This window comes from Pectobacterium hainanensis (assembly GCF_046237015.1).
Classification (GTDB): domain Bacteria; phylum Pseudomonadota; class Gammaproteobacteria; order Enterobacterales; family Enterobacteriaceae; genus JBJYIN01.
Window position 1 is genome coordinate 165,806 of the sequence record NZ_JBJYIN010000001.1, and the last position, 22,288, is coordinate 188,093.

The window sequence follows — 22,288 nt, forward strand, 5'->3', positions numbered from 1 at the left end:
AATTAACGCGCTAAAATACTCACCCACATCGGCCCTTGACCAACCGCATAACGGGCGAGTGGCTGTAAGCCGCCTGTTTCACCTTCAATACGGTACACTTCAATATGATGTGACGTTTGCCCGGCTGAAATCAGGAACTGACCAGAGTGGTCGATATTGAAACCACGTGGTTGCGTTTCCGTTGGTTGATGCCCAACTAAGGCTAGCGTACGCCCTTCTTCAGATACGCTGAAAATACTCAACAAGCTGGCAGTACGGTCACTGGTATACAGGAAGTGGCCATCAGGCGTGATATGAATATCCGCCGCCCAACGCGTGTCGGCAAACCCCGCAGGCATCGCATCCAGCGTTTGAACTTTCTGCAATTGACCATCGGCAGCGTCAAGCTGATAAACATCCACAGAACTGTCCAATTCGTTAACACAATAGGCGAAACGGTTATTAGGGTGAAATGCCATGTGACGCGGACCCGCTCCCGAGACCGTCGTCATTTGCGTCTGACGATGCGTACTCAGTTCCCCCGCCTCCCCCAAATCATATAAGCGAATACGATCCTCTTTCAGACAAGGTGCCCATAGCACCGTATTCGTCGGATCGATATTGGTTGAATGGCATCCTTCCAGCCCATCCAACTGCTGAATAGGTTCGCCGACCACACCGTCCTCACCAATAGGACTAACGCTCACACAGGCACCGCTATAGGAAGCACTAAACAGAAAACGCCCCTTGCGGTCGGTAGAAAGATGCGTCGGACTACCAGGTAATGTTGCCGCGCCAACATCAGTCAACCGGCCCTGATTATCAATATGGTAGCTAATCACACGAAACGAAGGGCGAACACCGACATACAGGTGGCGCTTATCAGGAGCAATGGTCATTGGCTGCACCTGACCGGGAACATCAACAACCTGCAATAACGTCAGATGACCTTCAGCTCCGAGCTGCCATACGTGGATCTGTTGGCTTTCCGGGCTGGCGACATAAACCACTTGTTGCATCGTACTCTCCTTAATGAACGCGAATTTTGCTGCTCAGGCACATGCTAACCGACCTTGAATAGCCGTTTCTACCCATTGCACCTTGTACAACCTGACTTACGGTGTACCATAGTGAATAATCGCTTTATTCTACAGACACGTAGCAAGACTACCATTCATTTATGGTGGCGACATTCCACATCAATGATAACGACATAACGCCTGAATAATGATGCCATTCGATACGCTGTTTATCCGATTATCCCGCTCTCGTTTTCGTCAACGTTTTCACCTCGGCGCTAAAGAACGCAACTATTGTTTTAATAAAGGTAAACCGCTGATTGCCTCCCACGCAGCCGACTTTGTTGCTCGCAGATTAGCGCCAGCGGACCCGGTCAACGATGGGAAACAAACGCCGATGCGCGGCCATCCCGTTTTTATCGCACAGCACGCCACCGCCACTTGCTGCCGTGGCTGTCTGGAAAAATGGCATAATATTAAGCAACACCGTCCGCTAAATGACGGCGAACAGCGCTATATTGTTGAGGTTATTCTGTATTGGATTGAAAACGATCTGAGTTCTGAGGTTGAGTCGTGACGGCGAATGAACAGAGATAAAAGCAAGGGATACAACAAATCGTTCAGAAATGCTAAAAACCATAACAGAACGCATTTATGTATTGTTGTGCGAGACAAAATCGGGATTTATCGGTGAAGTGGCGGAGGAGTAGAGATTCGAACTCTAGAACGCTTTCGCGTCGCCGGTTTTCAAGACCGGTGCCTTCAACCACTCGGCCACTCCTCCGCAACGGAGCAAACTATAAATAGTATGTCGGGTATTGTAAAGCCACACCGTAACCAATTGCTGAAAAAATAGATGACAACTTATTGAAAGCACAGAAAATCACCAACAAACGTCGATAATGTGGCAATCCTGCCGCATCAGACAATAACGAAAGCAATAAAAAACAGAGATAAAAACGCGACCGGAAGCTCGCGATATCCTGTAATGCCGTATTTATTGCGTTGTTCCCTATTCATTTATCATCATGTCATTTATCGTAAGGCGATTAATAATGGCCTTTTTATTTGCGAGATGACTATGACCTACCGTGTAATTGCACTTGACCTTGATGGAACCTTGTTGAATCAACAGAAAAAAATCTTACCGGAATCCCTTTCCGCACTGGCATTGGCTCGCCAGCAAGGCATCAAAGTTGTGATCGTTACCGGACGCCACCATTCTGCCATTCACCCGTTTTATCAGGCATTGCAGCTTGATACCCCCGCGATCTGTTGTAATGGCACTTATGTTTACGACTATTTGACAGGAAAAGCGTCTCACGCCAATCCGTTATCTGCCGTTCAGGCTAAAAGCGTTCTTAACATGCTGCATGAATTTGATATTCACGGGCTAATGTACGCCGACGATGCAATGTATTACCAATATCCCACAGGGCACGTAACACGGACCCAAGCCTGGGCATCCACCTTACCGGAATCACAGCGCCCTTCATTTAAACAGGTTGCCAATTTGATCCAACAGACCGAGGAATCTGTAGCCATCTGGAAATTTGCTACATCCCATGCGGACATCCCTACCTTGAACGACTTCGCCGGCGCGGTGGAGCAACAACTCGGGCTCGCCTGTGAATGGTCATGGCAAGATCAGGTTGATATTGCCCAAACCGGCAACAGCAAAGGAAAACTACTGCAACAGTGGCTTGCAGAGCAGGATATTAGCATGACAGATGTTATTGCCTTTGGTGATAATTTCAATGATATCAGCATGCTGGAAGGTGCGGGACTGGGCGTTGCCATGGGCAATAGCGCTGATGAAATCAAAGCCCGAGCCGATCTGATTATCGGCAGTAACGAAGAACCCAGCATCGCGAATGTCATTCGTACCCGAGTCCTGTCGTAAGCCCGACCCCCCCTATCAGGAAGCACGTTAGGTGCTTCCTGAACTCATGCTCATCGAGTGCTATGTTTTAAAGTCTATTGCCCAGTAATTGCCGGAGATGAGCCCCGGCACCCAATAATCCCGGTTGTTCATGTGTGATCAGATAAACAGGAATATCCTGGACGTACGCCTTAAATCGCCCCTTATCTTCAAACGCAGATCGAAAACCAGATGCTTTAAAAAACTCAAGAAAACGCGGAACAATCCCTCCGGCAATATAAACGCCCCCAAAAGTGCCCATCGTGAGAGCCAAATTCCCCCCGAAACGACCCAACATTACGCAGAATAGTGACAATGCCCGACGACAATCCATATCAGCATTCGCCAACGCTCTCTCAGTCACTTCTTTAGGTTCAATCTCCTCGGGGACTCGGCCATTGGACAATACCAGCGCACGATAAATATTAACGAGCCCCTGCCCCGAAAGCAGTCGCTCTGCCGAAACATGCCCCCACTCTTTACGCATAATAGTCAGAACACTTTCTTCTTCATCACTGCCAGGCGCGAAATCTACATGACCACCTTCACCCGGCAAACTTATCCAGCGCTCTGCGGCATAAACCAGATGCGCAACACCAAGCCCGGTTCCTGCGCCATATATAGCAATCGGCTTACCCGGAACGGGTGCGCCACCACCGAGCTGAAACACATGTGTTTTTTCTATAACTGGCACGGCCATCGATACTGCCGTAAAATCATTAATCACTTCGAAATGCTTTAGCCCAAGACTCACCTTCATTTCTGCAATAGAAAAAGCCCAGGTATGGTTCGTCATCGCAACCCAATCCCCGGTGATCGGACAAGCAATAGCGATACAGGCATCCTGTACCGATAGCGCCCGTTCTTCAAGGTAGTGACGAATTGTGGCTTCCAGCGACGGAAAATGTAATCCGGAGTAGGTTTTCGTTTGCGATAATTCGCCCGTTTCACGATCGCACAACGACAAGCGGGTATTGGTACCACCGACATCGCCGACCAAAACATAATGCGCCATGATTTCTTTCTCCAGATTAAAATAGATGCTCAGATCATCGCTGCACCATACCGCATGCAACAACCTTGTTATAACTTTCTAGTGATAAAGCTCGCATTTATCACTCAAAGCGGCGGAAAAATAAAAAGTAATCGATTACATTTTATTTTTCAAATTGTAATCGATTACTTTAAAAAGGGATACGCCATGGTTTCTTCATCTGAAAATACCGCATCCAAATCGTTACAGCCGGCATTTGTGGTTCCCAGACTGTCACTCATGATGTTTTTAGAATTCTTCATCTGGGGGTCGTGGTCAGTAACGCTTGGACTGGTGATGACACAGCACAATCTGGCTTCAATGATTGGTGATGCGTTTTCTGCCGCGCCAATCGCCTCCATTCTTTCACCTTTTGTACTCGGTATGGTGGTCGATCGTTTTTTCCCCTCACAAAAAGTCATGGCGCTATTGCATCTGGCTGGGGCCGTTATTCTCTGGTTCGTTCCTGCTGCTTTGACTAGTGAGAACGGCTCCCAACTACTGATATTGCTCTTCGCCTATACACTTTGCTTTATGCCAACACTGGCGTTAACCAACAATATTGCGTTCCACAATCTGACTAACAGCGAAAAAAGTTTTCCTGTCGTACGTGTATTCGGCACGATTGGCTGGATTGTGGCTGGCGTATGTATTGGCATAGCCGGCATCTCAGCCAGCGTCACCATCTTTTATGTTGCCGCCGTTTTCTCCACGATCCTTGCGTTTTACAGTCTGACACTACCGCACACGCCAGCCCCGGCCAAAGGTCAGCCGCTGGCAGTTCGCGACTTGTTCTGTGCCGATGCATTCGCCCTGCTAAAACAGAGCCATTTTCTGGTATTCGCTATCTGCGCAATGCTGATCTCTATTCCACTGGGGACCTACTACGCTTACACCGCGTCATTCCTAAGCGATGTTGGTATCAATAACGTCAGCACCGCCATGTCTTTCGGGCAGATGTCTGAAATTGTCTTTATGCTGATCATCCCGCTGTTGTTCAAACGGCTGGGTGTGAAATACATGCTATTTATCGGTATGTTAGCCTGGTTTGTCCGCTATGCCCTTTTCGCACTAGGGGTAAACGAAGAAGCCCGTTGGTTACTCTATATTGGCATTCTATTACACGGCGTTTGCTACGATTTCTTCTTTGTTATCGGTTTTATCTACACCGATCGTATCGCTGGCGAGAAAATTAAAGGCCAGGCACAAAGTCTTGTCGTCCTGTTCACTTACGGCATCGGCATGCTATTGGGATCCCAAGTTTCTGGCGCGATTTATAACAAGCTATTCGAAAACGGTACGCTCAATGCACCAGACATCTGGGCGACCTTCTGGTGGATCCCGGCAATTGCGGCCTCAATTATCGCGGCCATCTTCTTATTCTCTTTCAAATATAAAGAACGGGCATAACTGCCACCATTTTCTCCGAGGAGGTACAGATGAAAACGTTAAAAGGACCGGGCATTTTTCTCACCCAATATATTGGCGAGCAGGCTCCCTTTAACACATTGGAAAATCTGGCTGGCTGGGCAGCAGGACTAGGATTTAAAGCATTGCAAATACCCTGTCATCATCCACATATTTTTAATTTGGCTACAGCAGCTACCAGCCAAACCTATTGCGACGATGTTAAAGGCCTCCTGGCGCAGTATGGACTGGTGATAAGTGAACTCTCCACGCATCTGGAAGGGCAGCTTATTGCAGTGCACCCTGCATACAATGATGCATTCGATGAGTTTGCGCCCCCAGCCTATAGGCATAACCCACAGGCCCGGCAGCAGTGGGCTATTTCCACACTCAAACAGGCAGCCGTAGCGTCTTCCCGGTTAGGATTGCAGGCTCACGCCACATTCTCCGGGGCACTGGCTTGGCCCTACTTTTATCCCTGGCCACCACGTAACGAGAACTTGATTCAAGAAGCCTTTCAGGAACTGGCTCGACGTTGGATGCCAATTCTCGACCACTTTGACGAACAAGGAGTGGATGTTTGCTATGAGCTTCATCCTGGGGAGGATTTACATGACGGGGCCACATTCGAGCGTTTTCTCGCCGCGGTTAATCATCACCCACGCGCCAACATCCTCTATGATCCCAGCCATATGCATTTACAACACATGGACTATCTTGCGTTTATTGATTGCTACCACCAACGGATCAAGGCTTTTCATGTGAAAGACGCTGAGTTTATACCTTCAGGAAAGAGTGGCGTTTTCGGTGGCTATCAGACATGGACAGACCGAGCCGGACGCTTCCGCTCGCCGGGTGACGGACAAATCAACTTTGGTGCAATCTTCAGCAAATTTGCCCAATACGATTATGACGGTTGGGCTGTTCTTGAATGGGAGTGCTGCCTGAAAGACAGTGCTTGCGGTGCAAAAGAAGGCGCGGAATTTATTAAACGACATATCATTCCCGTTGCACAGCACGCTTTTGATGATTTTGCCGCCACCAGCCATGACAGCGATCTGGTGAGAAAGATGCTTGGGTTAGCAGAGGAGAACGCCAAATGATCCGTGTTGGCATTATTGGTTCTGGCTTTATTGGACCGGCGCACATTGACGCTATTCGTCGACTGGGTTTTGTGGACGTAGTGGCACTGGCTGAAAATTCTGTGGAAACCACACAGCAAAAAGCTCGCCAGCTTAATATTCCACACGCTTATGGTTCTGTTACCGACCTGCTGAATCATCCTGATATTGACGTTATCCATAACTGTACGCCGAATCATCTGCATGCTGCGATCAATAAACAAATTATACTCGCCGGCAAGCATGTTTTTTCCGAAAAGCCGCTGTGTATGACCAGCGAGGAAGCTCGCGAACTCGTATCGCTGGCGCAAAAACAGGGGATCGTTCATGGCGTCAGCTTTGTGTATCGTCAATTCGGCATGGTGCAACAGGCCGCCAGTATGATTAAACAACTGGAGATTGGTCGCATCTTTGCCGTCCACGGTGGTTATCTGCAAGACTGGATGCTATATGAAACCGACTACAATTGGCGAGTTGAGGCCGCGTTCGGCGGCATATCGCGCACGGTCGCAGACATCGGCTCACACTGGTGCGATACAATACAGTTCATTACCGGAAAGAAAATCACCGAGGTGTTTGCCGATTTCGCCATCGTACACCCAACGCGTAAATCAAGTCGGAGGGGAAGTTCAACGTTTTCATCATCGGATGCTACGACAGAGTACGATGATAAACCGGTGAATACGGAAGATTATGCCGCCATCCTATTGCGGTTCAATGATGGTAGCCGGGGATCATTCACCGTTTCACAAGTGAGTGCGGGCAGGAAAAATCGCCTGACATTCGAGATCAACGGAAGCAAAAAATCGCTCGCATGGGATCAGGAGACACCACAAAACCTGTGGATTGGTTATCGTGATAAGCCGAATGAATGGCTTTCCGACGATCCATCGCTGATGAATCGTGACGCGGCTTCCTCCGTCCATTTTCCCGGTGGACATATTGAAGGATGGCCGGATGCGTTCAAGAATATGATGGCGAACTTTTATACTTATTTACGTGATGGCAAACAGCCGAACGTCGATCCGACAAACTTTGCGACATTTAACGACGGTGCTAACGTCGTGTTTATTATTGACGCTATCGTACAGAGCCACCAGCAACAACGATGGGTTCACGTTGCCGATTAATGTACTGCTTACCGCTACGCCTCCCTTCAGAGGCGTCTTTATTCACGACCGCGTTGCTGATCTGAGGCGATTCAGCCAACTCTCGATTTATGATAATCTGCCTGACCTATGATAAGTGAGCACGAGCGCCTTCTGAATTATGTCGATTCAAAAAATAGCACGGATCGCCGGTGTATCGGTGGCAACCGTTTCTCGGGTGTTAAATAACATCGGTACGGTTAAACCTAAAAACCGCGAACGTGTTTTAAACGCAATAGAAACAAGCAACTACCAGCCAAATTTGCTAGCCAGACAATTACGCACCGCTCGTAGCCATATGCTGCTCGTTATGGTTTCCAATATTGCGAATCCTTTTTGTGCCGATGTCGTTAAAGGAATAGAAGCGGAGGCTGAAAAGAATGGCTATCGCATTCTTCTCTGCAATTCAGGCTCTGATACCGTCCGTGCTCAATCCAGCTTACAACTTCTGTCAGGTAAAATGGTCGATGGGGTCATCACCATGGACGCAATATCAACACTGTCAGAACTTCAGAACATTATCGGTGATGCGCCTTGGGTGCAATGTGCTGAACATGATGATCGCTCCTCCATTTCGTCCGTCGGTATCAATGATGTTGAAGCATCTCGTTTCGTCATTAACCATTTTCTCTCCAAGGGCCGCCGTCATATCGCGATGATTAATCACGATATGAATTACCTCTATGCTCAGTTACGTGAAAAAGGTTATCGCGATGTCGTTGCTGAAAACCAGCTCGACTATTGCACGGTCGAATATGCCAGCACACTGAGCTATGAAAGTGGAAAAACGGCGATGTCAGCATTACTGAACACGGAAAAACGACCAGATGCGGTTTTCGCCGTATCCGATACCTTAGCGGCTGGTGCACTCAGTGCTATCAGTGATGCTGGATTGCGTGTACCTGACGATATTGCTGTCATTGGCTTCGATGGCGTCGAACTAGGTTATATAACTTCCCCTCAGTTGAGTACCATACAACAGCCTTCGGCCGATATTGGTCGACAAGCCGTCAAACTGCTGCTGGCACAGATTGACCACCCTGATAGCGAAACGGAAAAGCGCATACTTGATTGGAAATTTATTGAACGGGCGTCGAGTTAACAAACCCGACAAACGGCACACATCATACGATGACCACGCATTCTGGCCTTACAACCATATGTTTATGCCGTAATCGATACGCCTTTCACTTGCGCATAAAGCTGCTGCTGTGGATGTAATGCCAGATCGTCGCGCGCCCAAGGCGTAATTCGTGCCCATAAAATTTGGCTATCAATGAGGAGTTTGACCTCTACCTGTCCATCGACATCAATAAACTCAACGACAGTAACCGGCAGGATATTACGAATACTGCTGACCTCTGGCGGTGTAAGCACTAATGAAACATCGGCAGCATTGATGCGAATGCGTAAGGCGGCATCCGGCTGAGCATCCAGTTTCGCCACCCACAGTTGCTGTTTTCCTAACGACAATGCCGTCATCGCATAGCGTTCGTGATGAGCCAACAACCTGACATTCAGAATGCTGCTTTGCTCATCGTGTGGCAACCAGGGACGTAACGCACTACTGGCCCAAACGTCTTCCAATTTACCTTGCGCCTTGATCTTGCCACTATCCAACACCAATACGCTATCCGCCAGCCGAACGATTTCTTCCATACTATGCGTAACATACAGAATAGGAATCTTTACTTCCTTAGCCAACCGTTCCAGATAAGGCAATAACTCACGTTTTCTGGGTAAGTCCAACGATGCCAGCGGTTCATCCATCAATAACAATTCTGGTGCAGTAAGCAATGCTCGACCAATGGCTACGCGCTGTTTCTCACCACCAGATAGCGTCAATGGATAGCGGTTCAACAACGGTTCAATACCCAGTAACCCCACGATGTCGTCAAACTGTGTCTTCATCACAGCAGACATGCCATAACATAAATTACCGCGAACACGATAATGGGGGAACAGACGAGCGTCCTGAAAAACATAACCAATATGTCGTTTTTCCGGCGGCAGAGAAATGTGCTGCGCCGTGTCAACCAGCACCCGGTCATTCAATACAATACGCCCAGAGTCAGGCTTAGTTAGACCGACAATCGCATTAATCAACGATGTTTTACCCGCACCGGAAACACCGAAGATGGCCGTAATACCGTTGGCGGGTAATTCTGCGCTGACGCTAAGAGAAAGCGCCCCCAGTTGCTGGTCAAAATCAAGTTTTAGCATCATCCCCCCAACCGCTTACGACTCCATGTCGTCAGCCACTCGGATGCCAGTAACGACACCAGTGATAAAACAATTGCGATGATACAAAGCCTGGCCGCATCAGCTTCCGCACCTGGCGTCTCAATCAGCGTATACATCGCCAGCGGTATCGTTCTGGTTTCACCCGGAATATTGGAAACAAACGTAATCGTCGCACCAAATTCGCCTAACGAACGCGCGAACGCTAATACCGTGCCAACAACAATACCAGGAAAGGAAAGGGGTAATGTGATAGTGAAAAAAACTCGCCACGGTGAGGCACCTAACGTCCTCGCAGCCTGTTCAAGGTGCGTATCCACAGCATCCAGTGACAAACGAATTGCTCGCACCATCAGGGGAAAAGCGACAACAGCCGATGCCAATGCCGCACCACGCCAGCTAAAACTGAAGCTGAAACCAAACCAGTCATGGAGCCACGCACCAATAACACCGCGTCGCCCCATGCCGATCAACAGCAGATACCCAATTACCACTGGCGGCAGCACCAGTGGCAAATGGATAATGCTGTCCAGAAGCGATTTACCAGGAAACCGGCAACGCACCAGAATCCACGCCATCAATATTCCGAACGGTAAGCTACATGCCACCGCCACAACAGAAACCTTGAGGCTTAATTCAACCGCCTGCCATTCATAATCACTCAGCATCATTAACGAGGAGTAAATCCATAACGTTTAAAGACTGCAGCCGCTTCGGGGGTTTTCAGATAGTCATAGAACCCGCTAACCGTTGCGTTCTTGTGATCTTTCACAATGGCCATCGGATATTCTACTGGCTTATGGCTGGTTGCCGGGAATACGCCAATAACCTTAACTTTATCACTGGCCACTGCATCCGAACCATAAACGATCCCCAGAGGAGCTTCTTCGCGTTCAACTAACGCCATGGCAGCACGCACGTTATTAGCACGCGCCATAATCGGGGAAAGCTCATCCCATGATTTTAAATTTTGCAGTGCTTCCTTAGCATAAAGACCCGCAGGCACATGATCAGGATCGCCTACCGCCAAGTGCCCCCCCTTCAGCAGACTTTTCCAATCCGTTTTTTCATTAACGGTGATCTCTTTTTGTGCGCTGGATTTAGGCGCAATCACAACTAACTCATTGCCTAACAGCGTATGACGGCTGTCATTATCCATCAGTTTTTTATCTTGAGCGTAATCCATCCATTGCTGATCGGCTGAAATAAACATATCAGCAGGCGCACCTTGCTCAATTTGACGTGCCAGCGTTGAAGAAGAGGCATAAGACGCGACAATTGTTACCTGTTTTTCTTTCTGATACTGGGCACCAATTTCCTGTAAAGCATTAGTCAGCGAAGCGGCAGCAAATACAGTGACCTTTTCTTCCGCAGCCAACGCCGACGATACCATCCCTGCACTAATTGTCAGCGCAGCAAACCATTTCAACCATTGCTGTTTCATTATTTATCTCCTGACCGTTATCATCGTTATACAGAGCATACTATAGCGCTGAATCAAACTATGTCACCTAATTTATCAGGGACATAAACAATTATTAGGGGGTAGATGCAGGCGTAATGAAGGGGTAGATAACGTCCGGCACAACGCCGGACATGAATCTAAAAAATCGATAATTAATGTGATTTTTTAACAGCTTGGTGATCAGAGTGGCCGATTCTTGAAAAAACATTAAACACTTCACCCAGACCATAAATAGCACCCAGAATGATCGCCATCATCACGGGAACCATCGCCACCGCAAACAACAGGCTAGTTAATAACTCCAACATGCTCACCTCACTTATCACAATCATCAGGGCTACGTCTGCCGTTCACATAACGTACAGCCTCGCCGTAAACTAGCATAGTCATACTTACATACCAACAGTTTACCGTAATGAAAGAAAATAATACGTCCATTTGTGCGATTTGCCCCTGATGAAAAAAATAGCGACAATACCCTTTATTACATCCGTCACCCGTGGACTTTCCCTATGCAGGCTGAAATTCTCCTTACCTTAAAACTTCAACAGCGTTTATTTGCCGATCCCCGGCGCATCGAACTCCTAAAACAAATCCGCCATACCGGCTCCATTAGTCAAGGGGCCAAACTGGCAGGAATCAGTTATAAAAGCGCCTGGGACGCCATTAACGAGATGAACCAATTGGCTGAACAAACCATTGTCGATCGCATGACGGGGGGTAAAGGCGGCGGCGGTGCGCAGGTCACCCGCTATGGCGAACGCCTGCTCCAACTTTATGATTTACTGGCTCAGATTCAGCAAAAAGCCTTCGATGTACTGCAAGAGGATGGGCTACCGCTGGATAGTCTGTTAGCAGCAATAGCACGTTTTTCGTTGCAAACCAGCGCTCGCAACCAATTTTTTGGAACCGTGCTTGCACGCAGCCATCAAGCCGTTCAACAACATCTGGACATTTTGCTCGCCGACGGTAAAACAACGGTTAGCGCACTGATCACCCGTCAAAGTGCGGAACGTCTGCGTTTGGATACCGGGAAAGAAGTGTTAGTGCTGATTAAGGCTCCTTGGGTAAATGTCTACGCCACCGATTTCCCTGAAATACAGGCCGATAATATTCTCACCGGTCAAATCAGCACCCTCGAAACAGGCAGCGACAACAGTGAAGTATTGATCTCGCTGGCCGGAGGAGAAACGCTGTGCTCAACCGTGCCTAATGAAGCCGTCAAAGCACAGGGCTTGCAACTGGGTATGGACGTCAAGGCATCTTTTAATGCCGATCAGGTGATTATCGCGACCCTCTGTTAGCGCTACGATGTGGTCACACCGGTAGCCCCCAGCCAAGGTCTCTCATGATAAGAATAGGTTATCGCTCTGCTGAGAAAGGATAAAAAATGTCGTTATTAAAAATATCGCAAGGATTGTTTCGTTTAAGTGATACGCGAATGCTACGACTGGATGATCTAGCGGTAACACAAGAGCAATGCTGGGCATTTGTGGGCGCAAACGGCAGCGGAAAATCATCATTAGCACGCGCATTATCCGGTGATTTGCCCATTCTGAGCGGTGAACGGACATGCAATTTCCACCAAATCGTCAGGCTATCATTTGAACAATTACAAAAGCTGGTTTCCGAAGAGTGGCAACGTAATAACACCGACATGCTCAGCGATGGCGAAGACGATACCGGGCGCACAACTGCCGACGTCATTCAGGATAACGTGAAAGATCAATTTCGTTGTCAATTACTTGCCGAACAGTTTGGTATAGAACATCTTCTCACTCGCCGATTCAAATATCTTTCTACCGGCGAAACACGCAAAACTATGTTATGCCAGGCGCTGATGCCCCACCCCGACTTACTCATTCTGGATGAACCGTTTGACGGGCTGGACGTCGCTTCGCGTCAGCAATTGGCTGAGCAACTCTCACAACTTGCCGACGATGGTTGCACTTTGGTCCTGATCCTCAATCGGTTCGATGATATCCCTTCTTTTATTAGCCATGTCGGTATTCTCGCCGACTGCACATTAACTCGCATTGGCGAACGCGAAAAGATTTTCTCTGACGCGTTGATTGCACAATTGGCTTATAGCGAAAAATTAACCGGCACGTCAATTCCCGAACCTGAAGATCCATTGCGGCACACCAAATTACCCACTAACCGTCCACTGATTACACTGCGTAATGGCATCGTTCAATATAACGATCGCCCCATCCTACATGGATTAAATTGGGAAGTGCTGAGTGGTCAACACTGGCAAATCGTCGGTCCTAACGGCGCAGGAAAATCAACGTTGTTGAGTTTGATTACTGGCGATCACCCACAAGGATACAGTAATGACCTGACGCTGTTTGGCCGCAGACGCGGTAGCGGAGAAACGATCTGGGATATCAAACGCCATATTGGTTACGTCAGCAGCAGCTTACATCTGGACTATCGAGTCAGTGTCAGCGTTCGTAACGTTATCCTATCGGGATTTTTCGACTCTATCGGGATTTATCAGGCTATTTCCGATCGTCAACGGCAGCTCACCGATCAATGGCTGGCGCTGTTAGGCCTTGATGGTGCGATAGCGGATAGCCCCTTTCAGTCATTATCCTGGGGCCAGCAGCGTCTAGCTCTGGTCGCCAGAGCATTGGTAAAGCACCCCGCGCTGTTAATTCTGGACGAACCGTTACAAGGTTTGGATCCGCTCAATCGTCAGTTGGTTCTTCGCTGGCTGGATATCTTAATTGGTGAAGGCGATACGCAATTGCTTTTCGTTTCTCACCACGCTGAAGATGCCCCGAAATGCATCACTCACCGCCTGACATTTCTCGCTGAAGGCGATATCTATCGCTATCAGATAGAAGGAAATAAGGATATATAACCCCTAAACCAGGGATGATAACGCTACCACAAAAATAAATATATCAAAGAAAGAATGTGTTTATACTCTACACAATTCAAGTTTCAGGATTTCGTTATAGATCACCTTTCACTGTATAAAGTCGTGTTATTTTCTGCTTTGTTGTCACAAAAGAGGTCATTATGAACGTTTTAGTTACTGGTGGTAGCGGTTACATAGGTAGTCATACTTGCGTGCAATTACTCACGGCAGGACACCACCCTATCATTCTTGATAATTTATGTAACAGCAAAGCCAGCGTAGTGAAAACTATCGCGCAATTAACGGGTAAGACGCCCGACTTTTACCAAGGGGATATTCGTGATACTGCATTGTTGAATGACATATTTTCTCGCCATGCTATCGATACGGTGATCCATTTTGCCGGTCTGAAAGCCGTTGGGGAATCTGTCCGCAAACCGGTTAGTTATTACGATAATAACGTTTACGGCACCCTAACACTGGTGGAAGCCATGAAAAAGGCTGGCGTGAAAAACCTGATTTTCAGTTCTTCCGCTACCGTATATGGTGATCAGCCTCAGATTCCGTATCAGGAAAGTTTCCCGACAGGTCACCCTGCTAGCCCTTATGGCCGTAGTAAATTGATGGTGGAACAAATTCTGCGGGACCTGCAGCAAGCTGAGCCTGATTGGAGCATCGCACTACTGCGTTATTTCAACCCGGTAGGTGCGCATCCGTCAGGCCAGATGGGTGAAGATCCACAGGGTATTCCTAATAACCTGATGCCTTATATCTCTCAGGTTGCCGTTGGTCGTCGGGAGTCACTGGCCATTTTTGGCAATGATTATCCAACAGAAGATGGCACAGGCGTGCGTGATTACATCCATGTCGTTGATTTGGCTGATGGACATGTTGCCGCGATGAAAGCATTGCAAGATCGCGCTGGCGTACATGTTTATAACCTTGGCGCTGGCGTGGGCTATAGCGTATTACAAGTGGTCGATGCTTTCAGCAAAGCCTGCGGCAAACCGCTGGCCCACCACTTTGTGCCGCGCCGTGAAGGCGATTTGGCCGCTTATTGGGCTGATGCCGAGAAAGCAGCGCGAGAGCTAAACTGGCGGGTCAGCCGTTCATTGGAAGAGATGGCGCAAGACACTTGGCGCTGGCAGTCCACACATCCTTATGGTTATCCGGACTAAACGTTACTCGGACGAAAAAACATCAAAACATCGCATAAACTAACATTATGCGATGTTGGTCGGTCATCTACAGGAGTTGGTCATGTTGAATGAAAAAACGGCAGCGTTAGCACCCGATGGTCAGCCATTTCAATTAACTACCTTACAGAATTTGGCTGGCATGCGCGTTTGCCTGATGGATTGGGGGGCAACCTGGCTTTCTTGCCAGATTCCCGTTCTAGAGGGAGAAGTCAGAGAGGTACTATTAGGATGTGCTTCGCCAGAGCAATATCCCCAGCAGAGTGCCTACCTCGGCGCATCAATTGGTCGATACGCTAATCGCATTGCCAATGCCACGCTAACCCGTGGTGATGAAACCTATTCTCTCACCGCCAATCAGGATATCCATCAATTACACGGAGGACCTGAAGGGTTTCATGCTCGACGCTGGACCATCCTCAGTCAAGATGCCTCACAGATTACCTACCAACTCTATTCGTCAGACGGCGATCAGGGGTATCCCGGACAGCTCAATGTGCAAGTCTGTTATCGCCTGACGGAACATCATTCACTGGAAATCACCTATCAGGCCGTCACAGAGAAAACCTGCCCGGTCTGCCTGACTAATCATGCCTATTTCAACCTTGACGGCGGCACAACCGATGTCCGAAAACACCAGTTACAGTTGTTTGCCGATTACTACTTACCGGTAAATAGTGCGGGTATTCCTTGTGCTGATCTTAAACAGGTTAAAGAGACAGGAATGGATTTCCGGCACCCAAAGACTTTGGAACAGGATTTCCTGCGGGATGACGATCAGGTTGCGGTGAGCGGCTACGATCATGCTTACCTATTACATAGAACATGCGGATCCAGTGAAAGCCCAGCAGCCAATCTATGGTCATCAGATGGCCGGGTAATGATGAGTGTCTTTACCAGTGCGCCTGCATTACAGCTATACAGCGGAAACTTCTTATCCGGCACGCCATCAAGAGAAGGTGGAACCTACAAAAATCATGCTGGTGTGGCACTGGAAAGTGAATTTTTACCGGATAGCCCTAATCATCCGAACTGGCCACAACCGGATTGTTGGCTAAAACCAGGCAAAGTCTATCGTTCTGAAACCATTTATCAATTTTTTACTCAATGACGAAGATAGCCACCTCTGACCAAGTGCCCGACATCAGCGTGAGAAAAAGCTGAAACGGTAAAGCAGTACGTGATTTCGAACAAATAGCATGCGGATAAATGACGTCCTTATTGACAATCCATTGCCGATCACCGCTCTCCGCCCCTATAATGAAATGAGTTATCACAGAAATCTTAGGATATGAAGGAGTTTAGCTATGGCTGTAACTAAGCTGGTATTGGTAAGACACGGTGAGAGCCAGTGGAACAACGAAAACCGCTTCACGGGCTGGTACGATGTTGATCTGTCCGACAAGGGTCGCACAGAGGCTAAAGCCGCCGGTAAATTGCTGAAAGAAGAAGGCTTCGCCTTTGATTTCGCCTATACCTCCGTGCTGAAACGTGCCATCCATACACTGTGGAATGTACTGGACGAGCTGGATCAAGCCTGGCTACCAGTTGAAAAATCCTGGAAACTGAATGAACGTCATTACGGTGCGCTGCAAGGTTTAAATAAAGCCGAAACCGCTGAAAAATATGGCGATGATCAGGTAAAACAATGGCGTCGCGGCTTCGCGGTGACACCACCGGAACTGACTCGTGAAGATGAACGTTTCCCTGGACACGATCCGCGCTATGCATCTTTGAGTGATAAAGAGCTGCCGTTGACCGAAAGCCTGGCGCTAACGATTGAACGTGTTGTGCCTTACTGGAATGAAACCATCCTGCCACGCATCAAGAGTGGTGAACGCGTTATTATCGCTGCTCACGGCAACTCACTGCGTGCTTTGGTTAAATACCTGGACAACATGGGTGAAGATGAAATTCTTGAGCTCAATATCCCAACCGGTGTACCGCTGGTTTATGAATTCGATGAAAACTTCAAGCCAATCAAACACTACTATCTGGGCAATGCTGACGAAATCGCAGCAAAAGCAGCAGCCGTAGCAAATCAGGGTAAAGCCAAGTAATCTCAGACATTCTCAAACGCATGAAAATGTTGCGCTAATAACCTGAAGGTAAGATTTATTACCTCCATAAAAAAACCGGCTAATAAGCCGGTTTTTTGTGATCATAACCCGATCGTTATTTGCTGCGACGCGCACGCACGGCGGCCGCTAACTGACGCAACAACACTTCAGTATCTTCCCAGCCGATACAGGCATCAGTGATACTCTGTCCGTAGACCAACGACTCGTTTCCTTCCAGATTCTGATTACCTTCAACCAGATGGCTTTCCACCATCACACCCACGATCGCTTTTTCACCCTGAGCAAGCTGACCACTCACGTCTTCGCAGACTTCCATTTGCTTTTCGAACTTTTTGCTACTGTTGGCATGGCTAAAATCAATCATCACCTGCGGTTTTAATCCTGCTTTTTCCAGACCCACTTTCACATCTTTCACATGTTCAGCGCTGTAATTCGGCGTTTTACCGCCACGCAGGATAATATGGCAATCATTGTTACCACTGGTGTTAACGATCGCGGAGTGCCCCCACTTCGTCACGGACAAGAAACAGTGTGGCGCACTGGCCGCATTGATAGCATCAATGGCTACTTTGATTGTACCATCCGTGCCATTCTTGAACCCAACCGGACAAGACAAGCCCGAAGCCAATTCACGATGAACCTGAGACTCGGTGGTACGCGCCCCTATCGCTCCCCAGCTCATGAGATCTGCCAAATACTGTGGCGTAATCATATCCAGAAACTCACCAGCCGCGGGCAGCCCCAAACTATTAATTTCCAGCAGCAGTTGACGGGCGATACGCAGACCATCGTTAATCTGATAGCTATGATCCATATGCGGATCGTTAATTAATCCCTTCCAGCCAACTGTCGTACGAGGTTTTTCAAAATAAACCCGCATGACGATTTCCAGGTCGTCATTCAATTCCTGACGCAACTTGAGCAAACGAGCAGCATATTCCTTGGCCGCTTTTGGGTCATGAATAGAGCAAGGGCCAATAACAACCAGCAAGCGATCATCGTTACCGTTGAGGATTTTATGGATAGCAGTACGCGCGAACGATACCGTCTCCGCAGCTTTATCCGTAGCGGGAAACTTCTCCAACAGAGCAACCGGCGGCAAAAGTTCTTTAATATCTTTAATTCTTAAATCATCATTTTGGTAATTCATAGTAATTCCATCGATTCCAGAACGGTATTTTTAGCTTACACGCAACGCGTATCGCTCGTACACAAGACAGCTGCAAGCTTGAGAAACAGTGATATTCACGCATTATATGTCAATCAGGTGGCATCATGGCGCTAAATTCGAGCAATATTATTCGATGAAATCCTATTCACCATGAAATATTCTTACCTTTTCAGCATATCGTCACTTTAGCATCCGAATGTGGGTAAATTAATTAGGTGGTCAAACGATGGCACACGATCATAACCATGCAGAGTCAGGCAACAGTCAGCGTCTTCTGGCTGCGTTTATTATAACGGCTACCTTTATGGTGGCAGAGGTAGTAGGCGGGTTGCTATCTGGCTCCTTAGCGCTGCTTGCCGATGCTGGGCATATGTTAACTGACGCCGCCGCTTTATTTGTCGCGCTACTGGCTGTTCATTTTTCCCAAAAGAAACCAAATTCTCGTCATACGTTTGGCTATTTGCGTTTCACTACGCTTGCCGCATTCGTCAATGCCCTAACGCTGTTAGTCATTACTGCGTTCATTGTTTGGGAAGCGATCCAACGTTTTTATGAACCCCAACCTGTGGCGGGTATTCCCATGTTACTGGTTGCCGTCGGCGGTTTATTGGCGAATATCGTCGCGTTTTGGTTATTGCATCACGGTAGCGGAGAGAAAAACATCAATGTCCGTGCGGCAGCATTACATGTACTGGGTGATTTACTCGGTTCCGTTGGTGCTATTATCGCTGCACTCATTATTTTGCTGACCAACTGGACGCCTATCGATCCTATTTTGTCGATTTTAGTCTCCTGTCTGGTACTACGTAGCGCCTGGTCCCTGATGAAAGAGAGTATTCATGAACTGCTGGAAGGGACACCCGGTGCGATAAGCATTGAATCACTGAAGAAAGATTTAACGATGAATATCCCCGAAGTCAGAAATATTCATCATGTACACATATGGCAGATTGGCGAACAACCGATGATGACGCTACATGCGCAGATCATTCCGCCTCACGACCATGACGCTTTGCTAAAACGGATTCAGGAATACTTACGACAAAACTATCAGATTGGTCACACAACGATCCAAATGGAGTATCAACACTGTGATGATGACCATTGCGATATTCATCCCACAACTCGTCATCATCACCATCACGAATAGGTTGATCCGATGATTAGGCTCCACGCGCAAGTGGGGCCGAGCGGTTTTCGCGAGCGCTTTTAATCCACATCCACGAACCGTTCATCGCAATCAGCGTCAGAATCACGTATTCCACGGCCATGGCATAGACCCCTTGATAAGCAAAAATCACGACGCTGATGATGTCAATCACGACCCACAATAGCCAGTTTTCAACATATTTACGTGTCATCAATAACATCGCCACAATAGATAGTACCATCATGGTTGAGTCCCAGAACGGGAATGCATCAGGTTGCAATTCTGGCATCTGTATATCCATTCCTGCTATTTGCATCCCTGATACCGCAACACGCGTCAGTACAGCAAAAACCGGATCGATGTAGGCCGTCATCAAACCAATCGCGATAACACTCACCGCAGACCAGCCAATCAACTTAGGCAAGGGAAGCCAACGGATCCTGAGTTCGATCTCATTGGCATCCGTTTTACGCGTCCAGGCATACCAGCCGTATACGTTGGCAGCGAAAAAGAAAATCTGCAACAACAGGCTTGCATAGAGCTGAATCTGGAAGAAAATCACCGCAAACAGGGTGACATTAATCAAGCCAAACAAATAGTTGATGGTTTTTTCCAGGCTCGCGAGCCAGATACACAGCAAACCAAACACTGTGCCAATCGCTTCAATCCAAGAAAGATCGTATCCTCCCGCACCCAATGGAATATGAATCAAGATATTACTGGTACTAAAAAAGTCCATCTCCGCCACCCTATCTTATTGATTAAATAAAATTTGTTATGTTTTTAATCAAGACATAACAAAAAATATCGGTATCAGGCATTCCCGCGTACACGTAATTTTAGTTCTGCCGCAAAATCCAGCATCCGGTTCAATGGAATGAGCGCGCCTTTACGTAGTGATTCATCAACATGAATTTCATGATTTCCCCCCTGTTGCTCCAGACTCTGAGCAATTGCCTCAAGGCCATTCATTGCCATCCAGGGACAATGCGCGCAGCTACGGCACGTAGCTCCTTCCCCCGCCGTCGGCGCTTCTAACAATGTTTTATCTGGGCATGCCTGCTGCATTTTGTAGAAAATACCGCGATCGGTCGCCACAATCAGTTCTCTCTGGGCCAACGTCTTTGCCGCTTGAATCAACTGACTCGTCGAACCCACCGCATCTGCCATTTCAACAACGCTTTGAGGGGACTCTGGATGCACTAAAATTGCCGCATTGGGATAAAGTACTTTCATGCGTTTCAGCGCCTGAGTTTTAAACTCATCATGAACAATACAGGCTCCCTGCCAACACAGCACATCAGCACCAGTCTGTTTTTGCACATAGTTTCCTAAATGGCGGTCTGGCGCCCAAATGATTTTTTGTCCCAGACTGTCAAGATGCTCAATCAACTCAACCGCAATACTCGACGTCACGACCCAGTCCGCTCGCGCCTTAACCGCCGCGGATGTGTTGGCATACACCACGACAATACGATCGGGATGGCTATCACAAAACTGATTAAACGACTCAACAGGACAGCCAAGATCGAGCGAACATTCGGCCTCCAGCGTCGGCATCAGTACCGTTTTTTCGGGGTTGAGTATTTTCGCTGTTTCGCCCATGAAGCGAACACCCGCCACTAACAACGTTGACGCGGGATGCGAACGACCAAAACGCGCCATTTCTAGCGAGTCCGCCACACATCCTCCCGTTTCTTCCGCTAATGATTGGATTTCCGGATCGGTATAATAGTGAGCAACCATTACCGCATTTCTCTGCTGCAGTAAGGATTTTATCCTGCTACGGTAATGCAGCTTTTCTTCGGCAGACAGAGGCTTTGGCTTCGCGGGGAAGGGGTAAATTGTTTCATTGCTATCGAAAAGGATACTCATTATGGATTTCCATGATGACAATGTAGAATACCGAACGAACATTTCCGCATCGGTTTTACTCTCATGTGTTTTTTATCCTAAACAAAATACCGAAAAAAACGCCTAAAGTCGCTTTATTTTTACATAACCATGGCTTAATTGTTTACTCTGCTAAAAACAACGTTATAAATCATTCATCAAGGAAACGGGAGATTCAGTGGCGCATATTTATATCAAAATTTATCGCAATACGTTGATCGTCAGAAATGTGGATACTGGGGAAGAAGTGACGGGAAAACCGGAAACACCGTTTACCACAGCACGGTTGCTGCTCGGGCAAATGATTCCGGCGATGAAATTACTGCAACAATTAACCAAAAAGGCCGCACCCAAACGACTCGTCAATTGCTTCTTTCCTCATAAAGTGATTATTCATCCGATGGAGATGAATGAAGGAGGACACAGTCAGGTTGAGTTTGCCAGTTATATCGAACTTGCCAAAACTATTAGCCCACAAGGAAAGCAAATTTACGTATGCAGTAAACCAGCCTTGTTAACCGATCAGGAGATTATTCAGATAGTTAGCGGCCAACAGAGCGGTGTTGTCAGCCGTTAAGCGATCGCCATATCGCC

At 47.8% G+C, this 22,288-nt stretch carries 22 protein-coding genes and 1 tRNA gene; 13 read left to right on the forward strand and 10 right to left on the reverse strand.

Features of this window, described 5'->3' with window-relative positions; genetic code table 11:
* Window positions 1–2: 2 nt before the first annotated feature.
* Window positions 3–998: a 6-phosphogluconolactonase gene (pgl, locus tag ACKPVM_RS00900; protein ID WP_409306271.1), complete on the reverse strand. Its 996-nt coding sequence runs from the start codon at window positions 996–998 to the stop codon at window positions 3–5.
* Between the two features lie 208 nt (window positions 999–1,206).
* On the opposite strand from pgl, the gene ACKPVM_RS00905 reads away from it, so the two are divergent.
* The gene (locus ACKPVM_RS00905; RefSeq protein WP_409306272.1) at window positions 1,207–1,575 is read left to right on the forward strand and encodes a DUF4186 domain-containing protein; all 369 of its coding nucleotides are present in this window, start codon (window positions 1,207–1,209) and stop codon (window positions 1,573–1,575) included.
* Window positions 1,576–1,694: 119 nt separating this feature from the next.
* On the opposite strand, the gene ACKPVM_RS00910 is transcribed toward ACKPVM_RS00905, so the two are convergent.
* A tRNA-Ser gene (locus ACKPVM_RS00910) sits at window positions 1,695–1,782 on the reverse strand.
* Window positions 1,783–2,079: 297 nt separating this feature from the next.
* Between ACKPVM_RS00910 and ACKPVM_RS00915 the strand changes: the two genes are divergently transcribed.
* On the forward strand, window positions 2,080–2,901 hold the full coding sequence (locus ACKPVM_RS00915) for a pyridoxal phosphatase (RefSeq protein ID WP_409306273.1): 822 nt from the start codon (window positions 2,080–2,082) through the stop codon (window positions 2,899–2,901).
* A 67-nt stretch (window positions 2,902–2,968) separates the two neighbouring features.
* Here ACKPVM_RS00915 and glk read toward each other — a convergent pair whose 3' ends face one another.
* Window positions 2,969–3,934: a glucokinase gene (gene glk / locus ACKPVM_RS00920; protein WP_409306274.1), complete on the reverse strand. Its 966-nt coding sequence runs from the start codon at window positions 3,932–3,934 to the stop codon at window positions 2,969–2,971.
* A 186-nt stretch (window positions 3,935–4,120) separates the two neighbouring features.
* Here glk and ACKPVM_RS00925 point away from each other — a divergent pair, with 186 nt between their 5' ends.
* From ACKPVM_RS00925 to ACKPVM_RS00940, 4 genes are all read left to right on the forward strand, one after another.
* Window positions 4,121–5,362, forward strand: coding sequence for an MFS transporter (locus ACKPVM_RS00925; protein ID WP_409306275.1), 1,242 nt, complete (start codon window positions 4,121–4,123; stop codon window positions 5,360–5,362).
* Between the two features lie 29 nt (window positions 5,363–5,391).
* Window positions 5,392–6,462 (forward strand): sugar phosphate isomerase/epimerase family protein, encoded by a 1,071-nt coding sequence (locus ACKPVM_RS00930; RefSeq protein ID WP_409306276.1) that lies wholly within the window; start codon window positions 5,392–5,394, stop codon window positions 6,460–6,462.
* Window positions 6,459–7,610, forward strand: coding sequence for a Gfo/Idh/MocA family protein (locus ACKPVM_RS00935; RefSeq protein WP_409306277.1), 1,152 nt, complete (start codon window positions 6,459–6,461; stop codon window positions 7,608–7,610). The genes ACKPVM_RS00930 and ACKPVM_RS00935 overlap by 4 nt, the downstream gene beginning before the upstream one ends.
* Before the next feature lie 139 nt (window positions 7,611–7,749).
* Window positions 7,750–8,730 (forward strand): LacI family DNA-binding transcriptional regulator, encoded by a 981-nt coding sequence (locus ACKPVM_RS00940; RefSeq protein ID WP_409306278.1) that lies wholly within the window; start codon window positions 7,750–7,752, stop codon window positions 8,728–8,730.
* 62 nt (window positions 8,731–8,792) lie between these two features.
* Here ACKPVM_RS00940 and modC read toward each other — a convergent pair whose 3' ends face one another.
* The 4 genes from modC to ACKPVM_RS00960 all read right to left on the reverse strand — a co-directional run bounded on the left by modC (window position 8,793) and on the right by ACKPVM_RS00960 (window position 11,642).
* Complete coding sequence (gene modC, locus ACKPVM_RS00945) at window positions 8,793–9,851, reverse strand: molybdenum ABC transporter ATP-binding protein ModC (RefSeq protein ID WP_409306490.1); 1,059 nt, start codon at window positions 9,849–9,851, stop codon at window positions 8,793–8,795.
* Window positions 9,851–10,540, reverse strand: a complete 690-nt coding sequence (gene modB, locus ACKPVM_RS00950) for a molybdate ABC transporter permease subunit (RefSeq protein ID WP_409306279.1) — start codon at window positions 10,538–10,540, stop codon at window positions 9,851–9,853. The genes modC and modB overlap by 1 nt, the downstream gene beginning before the upstream one ends.
* A complete protein-coding gene (gene modA / locus ACKPVM_RS00955; RefSeq protein ID WP_409306280.1) occupies window positions 10,540–11,313 on the reverse strand; it encodes a molybdate ABC transporter substrate-binding protein in 774 nt (257 codons plus the stop codon). The genes modB and modA overlap by 1 nt, the downstream gene beginning before the upstream one ends.
* A 173-nt stretch (window positions 11,314–11,486) precedes the next feature.
* Window positions 11,487–11,642, reverse strand: coding sequence for an AcrZ family multidrug efflux pump-associated protein (locus ACKPVM_RS00960; protein WP_409306281.1), 156 nt, complete (start codon window positions 11,640–11,642; stop codon window positions 11,487–11,489).
* 204 nt (window positions 11,643–11,846) lie between these two features.
* On the opposite strand from ACKPVM_RS00960, the gene modE reads away from it, so the two are divergent.
* The 5 genes from modE (at window position 11,847) to gpmA (ending at window position 17,459) form a co-directional block, all read left to right on the forward strand.
* Entirely contained in the window at window positions 11,847–12,638 is a 792-nt protein-coding gene (gene modE, locus ACKPVM_RS00965; RefSeq protein ID WP_409306282.1) for a molybdenum-dependent transcriptional regulator, read from the forward strand.
* An 86-nt stretch (window positions 12,639–12,724) separates the two neighbouring features.
* Window positions 12,725–14,203 carry a molybdate ABC transporter ATP-binding protein ModF gene (modF, locus tag ACKPVM_RS00970; RefSeq protein WP_409306283.1) on the forward strand — a complete coding sequence of 493 codons (1,479 nt, stop codon included), beginning with the start codon at window positions 12,725–12,727 and terminating at the stop codon, window positions 14,201–14,203.
* Window positions 14,204–14,364: 161 nt separating this feature from the next.
* A complete protein-coding gene (gene galE, locus ACKPVM_RS00975; protein WP_409306284.1) occupies window positions 14,365–15,381 on the forward strand; it encodes a UDP-glucose 4-epimerase GalE in 1,017 nt (338 codons plus the stop codon).
* Window positions 15,382–15,463: 82 nt separating this feature from the next.
* Window positions 15,464–16,510, forward strand: coding sequence for a galactose-1-epimerase (gene galM, locus ACKPVM_RS00980; protein ID WP_409306285.1), 1,047 nt, complete (start codon window positions 15,464–15,466; stop codon window positions 16,508–16,510).
* A 196-nt stretch (window positions 16,511–16,706) separates the two neighbouring features.
* The gene (gene gpmA, locus ACKPVM_RS00985; protein WP_409306286.1) at window positions 16,707–17,459 is read left to right on the forward strand and encodes a 2,3-diphosphoglycerate-dependent phosphoglycerate mutase; all 753 of its coding nucleotides are present in this window, start codon (window positions 16,707–16,709) and stop codon (window positions 17,457–17,459) included.
* Window positions 17,460–17,574: 115 nt separating this feature from the next.
* On the opposite strand, the gene aroG is transcribed toward gpmA, so the two are convergent.
* A complete protein-coding gene (gene aroG / locus ACKPVM_RS00990; RefSeq protein ID WP_409306287.1) occupies window positions 17,575–18,630 on the reverse strand; it encodes a 3-deoxy-7-phosphoheptulonate synthase AroG in 1,056 nt (351 codons plus the stop codon).
* A gap of 247 nt (window positions 18,631–18,877) precedes the next feature.
* On the opposite strand from aroG, the gene zitB reads away from it, so the two are divergent.
* Window positions 18,878–19,801 (forward strand): CDF family zinc transporter ZitB, encoded by a 924-nt coding sequence (zitB, locus tag ACKPVM_RS00995; RefSeq protein ID WP_409306288.1) that lies wholly within the window; start codon window positions 18,878–18,880, stop codon window positions 19,799–19,801.
* Between the two features lie 13 nt (window positions 19,802–19,814).
* Here the strand turns inward: zitB and pnuC are convergent, their stop codons facing one another.
* Both pnuC and nadA read right to left on the reverse strand, forming a co-directional pair.
* Window positions 19,815–20,540: a nicotinamide riboside transporter PnuC gene (gene pnuC, locus ACKPVM_RS01000; protein WP_409306289.1), complete on the reverse strand. Its 726-nt coding sequence runs from the start codon at window positions 20,538–20,540 to the stop codon at window positions 19,815–19,817.
* A gap of 74 nt (window positions 20,541–20,614) precedes the next feature.
* Entirely contained in the window at window positions 20,615–21,676 is a 1,062-nt protein-coding gene (gene nadA / locus ACKPVM_RS01005; RefSeq protein WP_409306290.1) for a quinolinate synthase NadA, read from the reverse strand.
* Window positions 21,677–21,872: 196 nt separating this feature from the next.
* Here nadA and ACKPVM_RS01010 point away from each other — a divergent pair, with 196 nt between their 5' ends.
* A complete protein-coding gene (locus ACKPVM_RS01010; protein ID WP_409306291.1) occupies window positions 21,873–22,271 on the forward strand; it encodes a YjaA family stress response protein in 399 nt (132 codons plus the stop codon).
* The last annotated feature ends 17 nt before the right edge of the window (window positions 22,272–22,288 follow it).

What these genes read in the sequence shown, in the direction of transcription:
- pgl (WP_409306271.1), bottom strand. Translation starts at nt 998, where the DNA reads ATGCAACAAGTGGTTTATGTCGCCAGCCCGGAAAGCCAACAGATCCAC.
- ACKPVM_RS00905 (WP_409306272.1), top strand. Translation starts at nt 1,207, where the DNA reads ATGATGCCATTCGATACGCTGTTTATCCGATTATCCCGCTCTCGTTTT.
- ACKPVM_RS00915 (WP_409306273.1), top strand. Translation starts at nt 2,080, where the DNA reads ATGACCTACCGTGTAATTGCACTTGACCTTGATGGAACCTTGTTGAAT.
- glk (WP_409306274.1), bottom strand. Translation starts at nt 3,934, where the DNA reads ATGGCGCATTATGTTTTGGTCGGCGATGTCGGTGGTACCAATACCCGC.
- ACKPVM_RS00925 (WP_409306275.1), top strand. Translation starts at nt 4,121, where the DNA reads ATGGTTTCTTCATCTGAAAATACCGCATCCAAATCGTTACAGCCGGCA.
- ACKPVM_RS00930 (WP_409306276.1), top strand. Translation starts at nt 5,392, where the DNA reads ATGAAAACGTTAAAAGGACCGGGCATTTTTCTCACCCAATATATTGGC.
- ACKPVM_RS00935 (WP_409306277.1), top strand. Translation starts at nt 6,459, where the DNA reads ATGATCCGTGTTGGCATTATTGGTTCTGGCTTTATTGGACCGGCGCAC.
- ACKPVM_RS00940 (WP_409306278.1), top strand. Translation starts at nt 7,750, where the DNA reads ATGTCGATTCAAAAAATAGCACGGATCGCCGGTGTATCGGTGGCAACC.
- modC (WP_409306490.1), bottom strand. Translation starts at nt 9,851, where the DNA reads ATGCTAAAACTTGATTTTGACCAGCAACTGGGGGCGCTTTCTCTTAGC.
- modB (WP_409306279.1), bottom strand. Translation starts at nt 10,540, where the DNA reads ATGATGCTGAGTGATTATGAATGGCAGGCGGTTGAATTAAGCCTCAAG.
- modA (WP_409306280.1), bottom strand. Translation starts at nt 11,313, where the DNA reads ATGAAACAGCAATGGTTGAAATGGTTTGCTGCGCTGACAATTAGTGCA.
- ACKPVM_RS00960 (WP_409306281.1), bottom strand. Translation starts at nt 11,642, where the DNA reads ATGTTGGAGTTATTAACTAGCCTGTTGTTTGCGGTGGCGATGGTTCCC.
- modE (WP_409306282.1), top strand. Translation starts at nt 11,847, where the DNA reads ATGCAGGCTGAAATTCTCCTTACCTTAAAACTTCAACAGCGTTTATTT.
- modF (WP_409306283.1), top strand. Translation starts at nt 12,725, where the DNA reads ATGTCGTTATTAAAAATATCGCAAGGATTGTTTCGTTTAAGTGATACG.
- galE (WP_409306284.1), top strand. Translation starts at nt 14,365, where the DNA reads ATGAACGTTTTAGTTACTGGTGGTAGCGGTTACATAGGTAGTCATACT.
- galM (WP_409306285.1), top strand. Translation starts at nt 15,464, where the DNA reads ATGTTGAATGAAAAAACGGCAGCGTTAGCACCCGATGGTCAGCCATTT.
- gpmA (WP_409306286.1), top strand. Translation starts at nt 16,707, where the DNA reads ATGGCTGTAACTAAGCTGGTATTGGTAAGACACGGTGAGAGCCAGTGG.
- aroG (WP_409306287.1), bottom strand. Translation starts at nt 18,630, where the DNA reads ATGAATTACCAAAATGATGATTTAAGAATTAAAGATATTAAAGAACTT.
- zitB (WP_409306288.1), top strand. Translation starts at nt 18,878, where the DNA reads ATGGCACACGATCATAACCATGCAGAGTCAGGCAACAGTCAGCGTCTT.
- pnuC (WP_409306289.1), bottom strand. Translation starts at nt 20,540, where the DNA reads ATGGACTTTTTTAGTACCAGTAATATCTTGATTCATATTCCATTGGGT.
- nadA (WP_409306290.1), bottom strand. Translation starts at nt 21,676, where the DNA reads ATGAGTATCCTTTTCGATAGCAATGAAACAATTTACCCCTTCCCCGCG.